This window comes from Sphingomonas azotifigens NBRC 15497, assembly GCF_002091475.1.
Classification (GTDB): Bacteria; Pseudomonadota; Alphaproteobacteria; order Sphingomonadales; family Sphingomonadaceae; genus Sphingomonas; species Sphingomonas azotifigens.
Window position 1 is genome coordinate 1 of record NZ_BCTR01000087.1, and the last position, 14930, is coordinate 14930.

At 66.4% G+C, this 14930-nt stretch carries 13 protein-coding genes; 6 read left to right on the plus strand and 7 right to left on the minus strand.

What is annotated here, in order from left to right; translation table 11 throughout:
* Nucleotides 1–76: 76 nt before the first annotated feature.
* Nucleotides 77–700, minus strand: coding sequence for a PEPxxWA-CTERM sorting domain-containing protein (locus tag SAZ01S_RS21795; RefSeq protein WP_245825120.1), 624 nt, complete (start codon nt 698–700; stop codon nt 77–79).
* A gap of 149 nt (nt 701–849) precedes the next feature.
* Here SAZ01S_RS21795 and SAZ01S_RS21800 point away from each other — a divergent pair, with 149 nt between their 5' ends.
* Entirely contained in the window at nt 850–1869 is a 1020-nt protein-coding gene (locus SAZ01S_RS21800; protein WP_084584451.1) for a helix-turn-helix transcriptional regulator, read from the plus strand.
* 89 nt (nt 1870–1958) lie between these two features.
* Here the strand turns inward: SAZ01S_RS21800 and galU are convergent, their stop codons facing one another.
* Nucleotides 1959–2828 carry a UTP--glucose-1-phosphate uridylyltransferase GalU gene (galU, locus tag SAZ01S_RS21805; RefSeq protein ID WP_084584452.1) on the minus strand — a complete coding sequence of 290 codons (870 nt, stop codon included), beginning with the start codon at nt 2826–2828 and terminating at the stop codon, nt 1959–1961.
* 114 nt (nt 2829–2942) lie between these two features.
* Between galU and wecB the strand changes: the two genes are divergently transcribed.
* Both wecB and wecC read left to right on the plus strand, forming a co-directional pair.
* Entirely contained in the window at nt 2943–4082 is a 1140-nt protein-coding gene (gene wecB, locus SAZ01S_RS21810) for a non-hydrolyzing UDP-N-acetylglucosamine 2-epimerase (protein WP_084584453.1), read from the plus strand.
* A 66-nt stretch (nt 4083–4148) separates the two neighbouring features.
* The gene (wecC, locus tag SAZ01S_RS21815; protein WP_084584454.1) at nt 4149–5447 is read left to right on the plus strand and encodes a UDP-N-acetyl-D-mannosamine dehydrogenase; all 1299 of its coding nucleotides are present in this window, start codon (nt 4149–4151) and stop codon (nt 5445–5447) included.
* 102 nt (nt 5448–5549) lie between these two features.
* Here the strand turns inward: wecC and SAZ01S_RS21820 are convergent, their stop codons facing one another.
* Nucleotides 5550–6119: an FKBP-type peptidyl-prolyl cis-trans isomerase gene (locus tag SAZ01S_RS21820; protein WP_084584455.1), complete on the minus strand. Its 570-nt coding sequence runs from the start codon at nt 6117–6119 to the stop codon at nt 5550–5552.
* 86 nt (nt 6120–6205) lie between these two features.
* Nucleotides 6206–6412, minus strand: coding sequence for a 30S ribosomal protein S21 (gene rpsU, locus SAZ01S_RS21825; RefSeq protein WP_010545388.1), 207 nt, complete (start codon nt 6410–6412; stop codon nt 6206–6208).
* Between the two features lie 221 nt (nt 6413–6633).
* Between rpsU and SAZ01S_RS21830 the strand changes: the two genes are divergently transcribed.
* The 3 genes from SAZ01S_RS21830 to SAZ01S_RS21840 all read left to right on the plus strand — a co-directional run bounded on the left by SAZ01S_RS21830 (nt 6634) and on the right by SAZ01S_RS21840 (nt 10138).
* On the plus strand, nt 6634–7371 hold the full coding sequence (locus SAZ01S_RS21830) for a response regulator (protein WP_084584456.1): 738 nt from the start codon (nt 6634–6636) through the stop codon (nt 7369–7371).
* 32 nt (nt 7372–7403) lie between these two features.
* Nucleotides 7404–8651: an ATP-binding protein gene (locus SAZ01S_RS21835; protein ID WP_084584457.1), complete on the plus strand. Its 1248-nt coding sequence runs from the start codon at nt 7404–7406 to the stop codon at nt 8649–8651.
* Between the two features lie 200 nt (nt 8652–8851).
* The gene (locus SAZ01S_RS21840) at nt 8852–10138 is read left to right on the plus strand and encodes an MFS transporter (protein ID WP_084584458.1); all 1287 of its coding nucleotides are present in this window, start codon (nt 8852–8854) and stop codon (nt 10136–10138) included.
* Here the strand turns inward: SAZ01S_RS21840 and SAZ01S_RS21845 are convergent, their stop codons facing one another.
* The 3 genes from SAZ01S_RS21845 to SAZ01S_RS21855 form a co-directional block, all read right to left on the minus strand.
* A complete protein-coding gene (locus SAZ01S_RS21845; protein ID WP_084584459.1) occupies nt 10139–10525 on the minus strand; it encodes a response regulator in 387 nt (128 codons plus the stop codon).
* Nucleotides 10526–10594: 69 nt separating this feature from the next.
* The gene (locus SAZ01S_RS21850) at nt 10595–13075 is read right to left on the minus strand and encodes an ATP-binding protein (RefSeq protein ID WP_084584460.1); all 2481 of its coding nucleotides are present in this window, start codon (nt 13073–13075) and stop codon (nt 10595–10597) included.
* Nucleotides 13075–14595 carry an EAL domain-containing protein gene (locus tag SAZ01S_RS21855; protein ID WP_245825121.1) on the minus strand — a complete coding sequence of 507 codons (1521 nt, stop codon included), beginning with the start codon at nt 14593–14595 and terminating at the stop codon, nt 13075–13077. Before SAZ01S_RS21855 ends, SAZ01S_RS21850 begins: the two co-directional genes overlap by 1 nt.
* Nucleotides 14596–14930 lie beyond the last annotated feature (335 nt).

Consider the following 14930-nt stretch of genomic DNA (forward strand, 5'->3'; position numbering starts at 1 on the left):
CCCAAGCGGCGGATCCGATCGGCCATGGCAGAAGGGCGGGGCAAACGCACCGCCTGCCATGGCCGTGGCGGGTTGTTCAGGCCGGGCGGATTTTCCGCGAACGGTGGCGAAGCATGGCGCCGAGAAGGCCAAGACCGCCGATCATCATCGCCCAGCTCGCCGGCTCCGGTACCGACGAGGCCGATTGCACCGCCGCGGTCCCGCTGAGGCCGGAAACGACGAATGCCGCCGGCGGACCGGAATCGGTGAGCTTGAACCTCAGCACATTGATGCCCTGCACGAAGCCGGTGTTGAACGAGAACGCGCTCAACGTCGAATAGCCGGTGCTGTCGAATTGATACGCGCCGCCGTTCAGCGCGACGGCGATGGCATTGTCGGCCGCGAACAGTCCGGAGACAGTGGCGGTCGCGATGTCAAAGCCGGTCAGGTCGAAGTTGAGCGTGAACGTGTTGGGGTTGTAGGTGTAGGCGCCGCCCGGCTCCGCCGCGATCCAATAGGCATCCGAAACGTTCAGATAGACGGGATGCTTGTAGGTTACCGGCGAAGCCAATCCGTTCACCACATAATGCAGATCGCTGACACCATCATTCGTGTAGCGAACACCCGAAGCATCGACACCGGTAAGGTATAGTCCGGGAATGACCGCGGCATGCGCTGGCACGCCGGCAAGGGCAAGCATCGCCAGACCGGCGAGCGCCACAGGTTCGATTTTCATTGCACGATCCCCCATCATTGGCAGATTAGCGGTACAGGCAACTGGTTTTTCTGGTTTTTGCTGAAACGCAAAACGACCCTGCGGGAAAAATTCTACAGGTGGCGCCGAAGGCCATCCATAGGACGGATGTACCAATGACCATCGATTCCACCTGCGCGGACATGCACGGCGCGAGCGGCCTGATCGGCGGTGAGGAGAGGTGCGACGAACTCGCACTGTCGCTGTATCGCCTCGCGCGTGCCGAAGCCGCTAGTGACTTCCAGGATCGCTGCTTCGCCGCGCTGCAGGCACAGGTCCCGTTCGATTCCGGCTTCTGGTCGCATGTCGTCCAGGAAGACGGCAGGGTGCACCTGGTGAGCAACTGGCGCTTCCAGCTGCCGCCGGAGGTGGAGGGCATCTGGGCCGGACTCGAGGAGCGCGACGTTGTCGGCAGGCTGGCCTTCGCGACACCCGGCCGCACCGTCAATATCGTGGCACGGCGCCTGATCCACGATCCGGAACTGGTCGAGCGCATCATCGAAGCGTTCGGGCTGGAATATGTGCTCTCCACCTGCCTGCTCGATCCGCTGACCTCGATGTTCCATTCGGTCACCTTGTTCCGGGGCGCCAGCGGCCCCGCCTTCACCGAAGGCGAGCGGCGCTTCGTGGAGGGCATCACGCCGCATCTGTTGGAGGCGCTGGGGGTCAACCGGCTGATCCATCTGCTCGAGACGCAGCAGTCGACCGGCATCGCGAACTATGCCACGGCCGCCTGTGACGGCGACGCGCTGCTCTATGTCGCGCGCCCGCAATTCCTCGACATGTTGCGGCTGGAATGGCCGGACTGGCATGGCGCACGCCTGCCGCCGGCGTTGCGGGAAGACCTCCGCCGGGGTCGGGCGTTCACCTATCGAGGACGCGCCGTGGTCGTCCGGTGCACGCCGGTCCACGAGTTGCTGTGGCTACGGGCACGGCCCAAGGCCCCCGTCGACGATCTGGCGCCGCGCGAACTGGAGGTTGCCCGGCTCAGCGCCGATGGGCGGACCAACAAGGCGATCGCCCGCGCGCTCGGCATCTCGCCCTTCACGGTGCGCAACCAGCTCACCAGCATCTACGACAAGCTGGGCATCACGGGCCGCACCGAGCTCGCCGCGCTGCTTGCCGCCACGGACTGACGGCCGGCACGAACCGATACGGCCATCGTCGCCCCGCCGCGCCTGAACGCGCACGATGGCGACGATGACGAAGGGGCAAGGCCCTGGGCTCAGCCCAGCGCCTTCTCCGCGAACGCGCGCACTGCCGGTTCGAGATCCGGGCGCGACAGCGCGACGGCGAGATTGGCCTGGATGAAGCCGGCCTTGTCGCCGCAATCATAGCGCGTGCCCTGGAAGGTCACGCCGTGAAACGCCTGGTCGCCGATCATGCGCTGCATCGCATCGGTCAGTTGGATTTCGCCGCCAGCGCCCTTGCCCTGGTTCTCCAGGATGCGCATCACTTCCGGCTGCAGGATGTAGCGACCGATGACCGAGAGGTTCGACGGCGCGGTGCCCGGCGCCGGCTTCTCGACCAGCCCCTTCACCTCGGTCAGCACGCCCTCCTGCGCACCCGGCGTGATGATGCCGTAGCGGTGGGTCTGGTCGTCAGGCACTTCCTCGGCGCAGATCAGGTTGCCGCCGACCTTGTTATAGGCATCGACCATCTGCTTGAGGCAGCCCGGCTGGCCGAACATGAAGTCGTCCGGCAGCAGCACCGCGAAGGGCTCGTCGCCGACGATGTCGCGGGCGCACCATACGGCATGGCCCAGGCCCATCGGCTCCTGCTGGCGAACATAGGCGATGTTGCCCGGCTTGAGGCGGGTGCCGTCGAGCACCTCGAGCGACTTGCCGCGCGCGGTCATCGTCGCTTCCAGCTCATAGGCGATGTCGAAATGGTCCTCGAGCGCGGACTTGCCGCGGCCGGTGACGAAGATCATCTGCTCGATGCCGGCTTCAACCGCCTCGTCGACCGCATATTGGATCAGCGGGCGGTCGACGACCGGCAGCATCTCCTTCGGCATGGCCTTGGTGGCCGGCAGGAACCGGGTACCGAGACCCGCAACGGGAAAAACGGCCTTTCGCAGTGGTTTGATCGTCATAAACCCCCCTCGTGAACTATTCGCGGTGCAGTGCGGCATAACGGTGCGCCGCGCGGGTGGCAAACGCGCAGCCTCCGTAATGGTTCGGTGACGCAATTACGATATCGCGTGCCTATGGCACAGGACCCAAAAAAGCTGTTCGTCGTCTTCGGCACACGTCCGGAAGCCATCAAGCTTTTTCCGGTCGTTCGCGCGCTTCAGGCAACGCCCGGCATCGACGTCGTGACCTGCGTGACGGCGCAGCATCGCGGACTGCTCGACCAGGTGCTGGCGATCGCGGGGATCACGCCCGACATCGATCTGGACCTGATGACGCCGGGCCAGTCGCTGGACGCGCTGACCGCGCGGCTGCTCACCGGCATCGGCGAGGCGCTGGGTGCAGTGCGGCCCGACCGGGTGATCGTGCAGGGCGACACCGCCACCGCGATGGTCGGCGCGCTGGCCGCCTATTATCGCAAGATCCCGGTCAGCCATGTCGAGGCGGGGCTGCGCTCGGGCGACATCTACCAGCCCTGGCCGGAAGAGGTGAACCGCCGCATCGTCGCCCCCATTGCCGACCAGCATTTCGCGCCGACCGAGACGGCCGCCAATGCACTGCGCGACGAGAACATCGCGCCTGCCAGCATCCATGTGACGGGCAACACCGTGATCGACGCGCTGCTCGCCACGCGCGCGCGGATCGCGACCGATCCGGCGCTGGCCGCCGGGCTGGACCCGATCGCGGCGCGCTTCACCGGCAAGCGGCTGGTGCTCGTCACCACCCATCGCCGAGAGAATTTCGGCGGCGGCATGGCGGCGATCGCCGAGGCGCTTCGCCGCATCGCCGCCCGGCCCGACGTGGCGATCCTCTTCCCCGTCCATCCCAATCCCAATGTCGTCGCGGTGATGGACGCTGCGCTTGGCGGGCAGCCGAACATCGCCCGCGTCGATCCGCTCGATTACCCGCACTTCATCCGCGCGCTTGGCATGGCCGATCTGGTGCTGAGCGACTCCGGCGGCGTGCAGGAGGAAGCCCCCGCCCTCGGCAAGCCGGTGCTGGTGATGCGCGAGACGACCGAGCGGCCCGAGGGAGTGACCGCGGGCACCGCCCGGCTGGTGGGCACCGATACGGACCGGATCGTCGAAGAGGTGAGCCGCCTGCTCGACGACCCGGCAGCGCATGCGGCGATGGCTCGCGCGCACAATCCGTTCGGCGACGGTCAGGCGTCGGCGCGAATCGCCGCAATCATCCGCGCGGGCTTCGCTCTCCCGTAACCCGCCTTCCGATATTTTAACGGCTGGCTGCCATGGTGTCCGCGAACGATCTCCGCGGAGTGTGCGATGCTGGTTACGTCTGAGCCGAAGGTGGCGGTGCTGGGTCTCGGCTATATCGGCCTGCCGACCGCCGCGGTGATCGCGCGAACCGGTGCGCAGGTGCTCGGCATCGATGTCGACGCGAGCGTGGTCGAGACGGTCAATTCGGGCCGGGTGCATATCGAGGAAATCGATCTCGACGGGCTTGTCTCGGGCGTGGTGTCGCGCGGCAACCTGCGCGCGGCGCTCGCCATCGAGCCCGCCGACGTGTTCGTCATCGCCGTGCCAACCCCGTTCGGCGACGATCATGCGCCGGATATCGGCTATGTGCTCCAGGCCGCCACCACGATCGCGGCCGTGCTCAAGGGCGGCGACGTGGTGATCCTCGAATCCACCTCGCCGGTCGGCACCACCGAACAGGTCGCCGACCTGCTCGCCCGGCTGCGGCCGGACCTGAAGGTGCCCGGACACAGCAGCGGCAGCGCCGACATCGCCATCGCCTATTGCCCGGAGCGCGTGCTGCCCGGTCGCATCCTCGTCGAGCTGATCGAGAACGACCGGGTGATCGGCGGCATCACGCCCCGCTGCGCGCGCAAGGCGCTGCACTTCTACCGGCGCTTCGTCCGCGGCGCCTGCGTCACCACCACCGCGCGCGCGGCGGAGATGACCAAGCTGACCGAAAACGCCTTCCGCGACGTCAACATCGCCTTCGCCAACGAACTGTCGATCCTGGCCGAGGGCATGGGCGTCGATGTGTGGGAGGTGATTCGTCTCGCCAATCGCCACCCGCGCGTCAACATCCTCTCGCCCGGCCCGGGCGTGGGCGGGCACTGCATCGCGGTCGACCCGTGGTTCCTCGTCCATTCCGATCCCGAGCACAGCCCGCTGATCCGCACCGCGCGCGAGGTGAACGACGGCAAGGTGGCGCATTCGATCGCCCGCGCCGAGGCGCTGATCGCGCGCCTGCCGAGCGCACCGATCGCGTGCCTGGGCCTCGCCTTCAAGGCCAATATCGACGATTTCCGCGAGAGCCCGGCGCTCAAGGTGGCGCAGGCGATTGCCGAGCGACACGGGCCGCGCGTCCGCATCGTCGAACCCTATGCCCAGACGCTGCCGCCCGCCCTCGCCGCGACGGGCGCGACGCTGACCGATATCGACAGCGCGATCGAGAGCTGCCCGATCTTCATCGTGCTGGTCGATCACGACCTGTTCAAATCGGTTCCGCTCGACGAGCGCGCCGGCAAGCTGGTCTACGACACGCGCGGCATCTGGCCGGACCAGCCGGCCCCCGAAAGCATCGCCGCCGGCTTGCGCCTCGCCGGCTGAGCCGAGCTGCGACCGCCGCTCCTGCATACCGATGGGACGCAGGCACGAAAAAGCCCGCGAGGATCACTCGCGGGCTCTTCAACTGCTGCAGATCGGAACCGCTTACTGGGCGCCGGCGCCCTGGGGCAGACCGCCCTGCTGCTGCATCATCTGGCGGATGACAGCGGCAGGCACGAGTTCCTGCATGTTGACGTCGAAGATCAGCACCTGATCGGACAGTTCATTGGGCGAACCGCCGGCGGCGCCATAGCCCAGCTTCGGCGGGAGCCAGAAGCGATAGCGGGCGCCCTTCTTCATCAGCTTCACGCCCTCGGTGAAGCCCGGGATCATCGGCTGGCCGATCTGGAAACGCATCGGCGTCTTGGGCTGGAATTCCTTGCCGCTACGCAGCGTGCCGACGATCTCGACAACAACGCCGTCCTGCTCGGCAGGGTTGGCGCCGCTACCGGCCTCGATCACCTGATACTGGAGACCGGACGGGGTTGTCTGGATGCCCGACTGGTTCTTGTGCCACGCCAGGAACGCGTCGGCATCGAGATGCGACGCGGCGGGGGCGCGGGTGCCGGTCCAGGCCAGCGCGAAGGCGACGGCGGCCGCCGCCAGCACCCCCAACCAGATCCAGAGCGTGTAGCTGCCCTTGACGGGCTGGAGCGGAACGGCGGTCACCGACATGATCGGACTCCGGCGGGGACCTGCGCCCCCGTTATGCAGGGAAGAGAAACGACGGCGCGCGCTCTAGCACGCGCGCCGGGCAGGCCTCAACGGGCGCTGTCGCGCTCCATGCGCTTGCGCTCCAGCTTGCGGGCGCGACGCACGGCAGCGGCACGCTCGCGGGCGCGCTTCTCGCTCGGCTTCTCGTAGTGACGGCGCAGCTTCATCTCGCGATAGACGCCTTCACGCTGCAGCTTCTTCTTGAGCGCCCGCAGCGCCTGGTCGACGTTGTTGTCGCGAACGATGATTTGCATAAAGTCGTACAGCTCCGATCAAACTCAATAGCAAGGGGCCGCCGAAACCATAGTTGCGGCGTCGAACGGGCCTCCTATCAGCGCCCGGGCGATTCTTCAAGCGAAAGCGTGCGGGTTGGCGGTTGCCCGACAGATTGTCGTTTCGGCCGGATATGGCCCGCATTACACCAGATTGCAGCACTGCAACCCGGCAGATAGATTCGGGGCGCAATACTCAGGTCATGATTCAGCCAGTACCCGCCGTGGATTTTGAAACCCGCCTTTTGATTGTCGATGACGACCCAGGGATCCGCGAGCTTACCGCCGCCTTCCTCCAGCAGCATGGCTATGTGGTCGACACCGCCGAGGATGCGACGACGATGCGCGCCGCGCTCGCCGGCAACAGCTATGCGCTGGTCGTGCTCGACCTGATGATGCCGGGCGAGGACGGCCTGTCGATCCTGCGGACGCTGGACCGCCGCAGCGGCCCCGCGGTGATCCTGCATTCGGTGCTGAGCGAGGACATTGATCGGATCGTCGGCCTGGAAATGGGCGCCGACGATTATGTCGCCAAGCCGGCGAACCCGCGTGAGCTGCTCGCGCGGATCCGCTCGGTCCTGCGGCGCATCGCAGCCCCGTCGGTCGCGCCGATCGCCCATGAACGCAGCTATATGCGCTTCGCCGGCTGGCGCCTCGATCCGATCGGGCGGCAGTTGTTCGATCCGGAAGGCGTGCTGATCAACCTGTCGGACGGCGAGTTCCGCCTGCTGCTCGCGCTCGTCGAGCGGCCGCGCCGGGTGCTGACCCGCGACGCACTGCTCGATTACTCGCGCGGCGCGCACAGCGAACATTTCGACCGCGCGATCGACGTGCAGATGAGCCGCCTCCGCAAGAAGCTGGCGCGCAGCGGCGCCGACGAACTGATCCGCACGATCCGCAACGAAGGCTATATGTTCGTCGCCGAAGTCACTCCCAAGTGATTCGACGCCGTCCCGCTTCCATCGTCGTGCCGATGATGCTGTTTGCCATCAGTTCGGCGGCGGTGGTGATGCTGGTGCAGTTCGCAGTGGTGTATCGCGGGCCGCCGCCGGGTTCCGGACCGATGCCGATCGCCCGCATTGCCGAGGCGCTGCGCACCGGGCGCGTGCCAGCTGCGCCGCAAGGCCAGGCGATCACGCTTACGCTATCCCCCACCGATCGCTTTCCGCACGGCGACGAACGCGCCTCGCTGGAACGCGACCGCGCGATCGCGATTCTGATTCCCGTGCCGCCCCAGGACGTGCGCGGCTATTATCAGTGGCCGGGCGGCGATCCCGAACAGGACATCCATGGCAGCTTCGCGATCGCCCGGCGCACGCCGGACGGCTGGCTCGTCGCATCGTTCACCCGCGCCCCGGCGCTGGGCCGGTGGCGACTTGCAATCCTCCAATGGATGCTGCTCACCCTCGGGATATTGTCGCTGCTCGCCTGGGCGGCTGCGCGCCGCATCTCCCGGCCGATCCGGCGGCTGGCCGAGGCAGCGACGCGCGCGCGGCTTGGCGCGCCAGAGATGATTCCGCTGCAGGGCCCACGCGAGATTCGCGAGCTTGGCCGGGCCATGGAGGCGATGCAGGCGCGCATCCTGCAACAGGCCGAGAACCGCACCGTCATGCTCGCGGCAATGGCCCATGATCTCGGCACGCCGCTGTCGCGGCTCGCCTTCTGGGTGGAGCAACTGCCCGATGCCGCCCGCGAGCGCGCCGTGGCCGACATCGGCGAGATGCGCGCGATGCTCGCCGCCACGCTGCGCTTCACCCGCGACGATCGCGCCCATGGCGAGATGGTACGGCTCGATCTGGGCAGCGTGATCGAAAGCCTTGCCGACGATCTTTCCACGGCGGGCAAGCCGGTAACCGCCGAGCCCGGACCGCGGATGGTGCTGGTCGGCGACCTGCCGGCGCTCCGCCGCCTGTTCGGCAACCTCGTCGAAAATGCCATCCGCTACGGCCAGGTGGCGGAGATATGGTGGATGTTGAACGCCGGGCAGGGCGAGATCTTCGTCGACGACCGCGGCCCCGGCTTCGACCTTGCCCATGCCGAGACGCTGTTCGCGCCTTTCGTGCGCGGGGAAAACTCGCGCAATCGAGCGACCGGCGGCACCGGCCTGGGGCTCGCCATCGTCCGGTCGATCGTGGAGCTGCACGGCGGGACCGTTACGCTGCAGAATCGTCCGGGGGGTGCCGGCGGGCGCGTGCGGGTCTGCCTGCCGCTTGCAACCTGACGCAATCTTTCGCCACCTCCCGAAATGCCGCGGCGATTTCCACGGTGCAATGGGGTGCTGCCGGCTGAACGCGAGTCCTGCCCCGACTGCGCCGAACGGTATCGCGCGTTAGGCTTTCCGCGCGATCCGCTCCGCCCGCCGAGAGGTCGCCACCCCCTGTGCGTCCTTTGCGGCGGGCGGAGCTCTGCTATACGCCGGCAATGGCCGACCCCACCCACGCCCCGATCGACCGCACCACGCGCCTGCGCTCCATCCTTGGCGGCTCCGCCGGCAATCTGGTCGAATGGTATGACTGGTATGCCTATGCGGCGCTGGCCAGTTATCTCGCGCCCCATTTTTTCGCGCCCGGCACCGCGCAGGATCTGAACGCCTGGATCGTCTTCGCGATAGGATTCTTCATGCGGCCGATCGGCGGGTGGCTGATGGGCGTCTATGGCGATCGGCATGGCCGCAAGGCGGGCCTCAGCCTGTCGGTGACACTGATGTGTACGGGCTCGCTGCTGATCGCTGCCACGCCCAGCTACGCCACCATCGGCTGGCCGGCGACGGCAGCGCTGGTCGTGGCACGGCTGCTCCAGGGCCTGTCGCTCGGCGGCGAATATGGCGCCAGCGCCACCTATCTTTCCGAAATGGCCGGGCGGCGGCACCGCGGCTTCTTCTCGAGCTTCCAATATGTCACACTGATCTCCGGGCAGTTGACCGCACTGGTCGCGCTGCTGCTGCTGCAGGCGGTGCTGCCGGAGGACAGTCTGCGCGCCTGGGGCTGGCGCCTGCCGTTCGCGCTGGGCGGCGCGCTGGCGCTGCTGGTGTACTGGCTGCGTCGCCGCCTTGCCGAGACCGAGAGCTTCGCCAGGCGCGATCGCACCGCGGCCTCCAGCGCCTTTGCGCTGTTCCGCCAGCATCCGCGCGAAGCGATGCTGGTGCTGCTGCTCACCGCCGGGGGCACCCTCGCCTTCTACGCCTATACGATCTACCCGATCACCTTCCTCAAGAAGACGGCCGGCTTCTCCGACGCCGCCGCCACCCAAGTGAATGCCGCCGCGCTGTTCGTGTTCATGCTGGTCCAGCCGCTCGCCGGCGCCCTCTCCGATCGAATCGGTCGCAAACCGCTGATGATCGGCTTCGGGGTGCTGGGGGTGCTGTTCACCTATCCGATCTTCGTCGCGCTGGAAGGCGTGCGCGACGGCCTCACCGCCTTTGCGTTGATGACGGCCGCACTGCTGATCGTCACCGGCTACACCGCGATCAACGCAGTGGTGAAGGCGGAGCTGTTTCCCGCGCATATCCGCACGCTGGGGGTCGCCCTGCCCTATGCGCTGGCCAATGCGATCTTCGGCGGCACCGCCCCGTCGGTGGCGCTATGGTTCAAGCAGCAGGGCTGGGAGCGCGGCTTCTACGGCTACGTCACCGCGATGATCGGCATCTCGCTGATCACCTATGCGACAATGCGCGACACCGCCCGCACCAGCCGTATCGCCGAGGATTGATCAGGCGAGAACGGCGCCGCCGCGATTCGCCAGCACGCGACCGATCGCATCGAACAGCGCGTCCATTGCCACCGGCTTGAACAGCACATCGTCCGCCCCCGTCGCCAGGCAACGCTCGCGCAGGTCGACCGCGGTATCGGCGGTCACCACGATGATCGGCAGCTCGGCCTTGGCATCGCCGCGCGCCCGGATCTGCCGAACGGTCTCGAACCCATCGGTGCCGGGCATGCGCAGATCGACCAGGACGATGTCGAACGTCTCGGCGTCGATGCGGGCAAGGCCCTCCTCGGCCCAGGCCGCTTCGGCCATCGTCGCACCTGCCACGTCCAGCATGTCCTTCACGACGCGCCGATTCATCGGATCGTCCTCGATGAACAGGATGTTCATCGAGGCTCGCCCTCCCGGGCAGACACCAGCGTTCCGATCAAAGTGTGCATTTCGTGGTGTATTATCGCCCTAAGCCGCCTGCGATACAAGCGGGTCCTTCCCCAGAATTTCCAATTTCCGCGCGGATGGCGGAACTGCTGTTTCGAGCAATTCTGCGGCCGCAATCGGCTTTTCTATCACTTGTGTTATGCCGGCGTCCATAATGCGTGCGCGCGCATCGTCCGCGCCACCGCTCCACAGCAAGGTGGAACGTAGCGTGGGCTGCGCCCGGCAAAGGCTTGCGATGCTTTCCACTCCCGCTTCCGTTGCGGTGGAGACGGCAGCCTCGTCAATGAGGAGCGCGGCGAACTGCTCCAATTCGAGTAGCTCCAGCGCCTCGCCCGCATTGGCGGCAAATCGCACCTGCCCCACGACGGGCTCGAACACGGTGCGCAGCATCGCGCGGGTGATCGGGTTGCGCTCCACGATCAGCACGGCGGTTGCGTTTGGATCGCTTGCGGGCACGGCAGCGCTCGGCGCTTCGGCCGCGACCAGCGGCAAATCCAGCGTGAAGGTCGAACCGCGGCCCAGTTCGCTCTCGACGATGATGTCGCCGCCCAGCGCCTGCGCCAGGTTCCGGCAGATGGTGAGACCGAGACCGGTGCCCCCGAATTGCCGCGTCGTGCTCGAATCCGCCTGGCGGAAGCTTTCGAAGATTTCCTCGAGCTTGTCGGCGGGGATGCCGATGCCGGTGTCGGACACGGCGATCCGCAGCCGGGCGCCCTGCCCCGCCTCGCCCGCAACCTTCGACGCGCGCAGCCCGATCGATCCGTTTGCGGTGAACTTGAGTGCGTTGGAGAGCAGGTTGAAGAGCAGTTGCCGCAGGCGGCTGGGGTCGCTGAGGATCCAATCGGGCGCGCCCTCCAGGTCGGCATCGAAGACGAGCCCCTTGGCGCGCGCGGGATCGGTCCAGAGCCGCACCACCTCGTCGGCGAGCGCACGGAAATCCATCGGCACGGGATCGACGGTCAAGTTGCCGCTTTCCATCTTCGCGACGTCGAGGATGTCGTCGACGAGCGCCCGCATCGTCAACCCGGCGCCCTGCACCACCTCCAGCCGCTCGCGCACATTTTCGGCGAGCCCGCGGTCAGTGAGCATCACCTGGGTCATGCCCAGGATGCCGTTGAGCGGCGTGCGAATCTCATGGCTGGTGGTGGCGAGGAACTCGGTCTTTGCTCGCAGGGCCTTGGCGAGCGCCGCATTGGTGCCGGCGAGCACTTCGTTGGCCGCCCGCACCTGGTTGCGGCTGCGCCGGATGGTGAACAGGCCGACGCCCATCAGCAGGATCACGACCGAGGTCGCGATGCCGAGCGACACGAACAGCACGCGCTGGAATTGCGCGGCCTTGCGCAACTGCTCGGTCTTGAGCCGCTGGATGGTCAGTTCCTGGTTTGCATAGTCGAACCGTGCAGCCATCAGCGCGGCGCTTGTCGTCGTTGCGACTTTCGCCGCCTCGTCACTTAGCCGGCGCGCTGCCTCAAGATGCCGCAGCGCCAGCCGATCGTCGCCGAGGCGGCGGTAGATGAGGTACGCAATCAGGTGCGGGCTGCGAAAGTCGGGCGGGGTCTGGGTGAGATCAACGCCATCGAACGCCTTGTGAATGAACGACGCGGCCCGAGCCATGTCGTTTTCGTCGGTGGCAAGCTTCGCGGCGGTCGCGTAGAGTCGGCGACGGATCGGGCCGGCGTCGGCGACATCGCCCGACTCTGCGAGCAGCGCGAAGGCTCGATCGAGAGTCGATCGCGCCTGTCGCAAATCGCGCGCCTCGACCAGGCTTCGCGCCATGTTGTCGAGCACTCGCGCTTCCAGCATCGGCTTGCCGAGCTTGCGGGCGAGCGCCACCGCCTCCCGGTACTCTGCGTTCGCCTCCCCATAGCGCTCCAGCACGAGGAGTACATTGCCGCGGCGATTGTGCAGTGTCAGCGAAAGCAGATCGTCGCCGGTGAATTGCAGTGCCGCTTGCCGGAAATAGCGCTCCGCGCGATTGTCGTCCTGCGCGGTCGAATAGAGCAGGCCGATGCTCTGCAGCGCGATCGCCTCGCTGCGCGGCTCGCCAACCTGCTCGAAGATGCGATATGCCTGCTGAAAGGCAGACAAAGCGTCGGCAGCCTTGTCGCGCATCATGAACTGGTTGCCGAGCGAGATCAGCAGATCGCCCTTCAGCCGCACCGGCCTGGGAATCGCCTTCACCACCTGCTGGGCACGCTGTAGCGACGCCTGCGCCTCTTCCGCATGATCGTTGCGAAGCTGCATTTCGGCGCGCAGCCACAAGGCGGTGCCCTCGATCAGCGCCCGCTGCTGCGGATCGGGGGTACGTGCCGCCACCGCCTCGATCCGCCGCAACAGCGGATCGGGATCCGCCGACTGATCGACGATCCGATCGCGCGCCTGGGCAACCAGTTCCGCAACATCGCCTGGAAGTTGCTGGGCCCGCACCGGCACAGGCACGATGCAGGATAGCAGCAGGCCGGCGACGACGACACGGAACCGCCGGGCCGCGCCGCCGTGCATCAGGCGCGCTTCCAGAAGCTTCCGGACCGAGAAAATACCGGACGGTTCGATAGGGTCTCGATCCGGTGTTCCTGTTCGTCGAGGAAGGTGCACAGCGCCGCGAACGGCACCGGGCGGGAGATCAGATAACCCTGCACCAGATCGCAGCCCATCACGCTCAGCAGCGCCAGCGCCGCCGGCGTCTCCACGCCTTCCGCCGTCACTTCCATTTCGAGCGCATGCGCCAGGTCGATCGTCGAGCGCACGATCAGCGGATCGCGATGGCTGGAGGTGAGCTGCGTCACGAACATCTTGTCGATCTTGAGCTCCTTGGCAGGGAGCTGCTTCAGATAGGCGAGCGACGACAGGCCGGCACCATAATCGTCGATCGCCAACACCACACCATGATCGGCGAACTGGTGCAGGTGGCGGATCGCGCTTTCCGGATCTCGGATCACCGCGGTTTCGGTGATCTCGAAACCGAGCTTGGCCTCCGGATGCGCGGTGATGATGGCGCAGGCAGCGTCGATGAACTCGGCGTTGGCGAGCAGCATGCCCGAGATGTTGAGGAACAGCGGGATATCGTGCCCCTCGGCGGCGAGCCGGCGCTGGTCGGCGATCACCTGCCGGAGCGTCCAGAGCGTCAGCGGGGCGATCTGCCCGGACTCTTCCGCCGCCGCGATGAAGTCGCCGGGAAGAACGAGGCCGCGTTCCGGATGCTGCCAGCGGATCAGCGCCTCGGCGCTCGCCACCTGCTGCTGCCGGACGTTGATCTTGGGCTGATAGTGCAGGAACATCTCGCCCGCAGCGATGGCGCGCGGCATTTCGGAAATCAGCGTCAGCCGATCGACCGCCCGATCGGCCAGCGACAGGTCGATCACCGCGAGACCGCCCGCATCCGCCGCACGATCCAGTGCCGCTTCCGCCGCCTCCAGCAGCCGCAACGTGTCTCCCTCGTCGCACGACGCCCAGGCGGCACCGATATCGAAGGAAAGGCGCGCTTCCGGGGCAAGTCCCTCCTGCCGCGACGTCAGTTCGTGGCGCACGGCCTCGAGCTGCGCCTGCGCCGCTTGCGCATCCGCCGCGCGAAACGCGAATTCCATGAGATCGCGGCCGGCGCCGATCAGTTCCGCACCCCCGAACGTGCCGGTGATGCGATGCGCGAGTTCATCCAGCGCCCCCTGCAGCGCCAGTTTTCCCAAAATCCGGCGCACTGTCTCGAAATTGGTCACCCGGCATAGCGCCGATATGTTCAAGCCATGGCTCACCGAATGCCCTCCTGCCGCCTGCCCCGGCATCACACCGATTAAAGGACTGATTCGCGAAAAACTACTGGCTGATCCTGGAATTTGCACAAAATCGCGCATTTCCGATGGTTTGCTGACGCCACTGCCGCAAATTTTCCGCTGCGAACCCACCCTCGACCCTTCGCTGACAACGATTACGGACAGCAACTGAAGGAATGGTAAACGAAATCCTGCACGTCCGTGCAGATCGCACCCTCCGCAGAATCCCCGATTGCTAAGAAGTAAATTTTTCATTAACGAAATGACTTGCGCGTAACAGCGCAGAAATGGGAGCCAAAAAAATGACCTTCTTCGACATCTTCTTCCGTGACGGTATCGGCGGCTCGGACATCCGTCCGCTCTGAACCCTCCGTTAGAGGCCGGCGGCGCAACGCTGCCGGCCGAAACGACGGATCAAGGAAAGGCTCGCTTCGGCGGGCCTTTTTCGTTTGCGGTCAGCGCCCTGACCCGATTGCTGCACTGCGACGGGTTGCGGTCGCAGCAGGTTCGGTTAAGAGCCTTGACCAATCGCTGGAAACAGCCTGCTCTGCACAGGGGAAAATCGTGCGCATTGCGATGATCGGCACAGG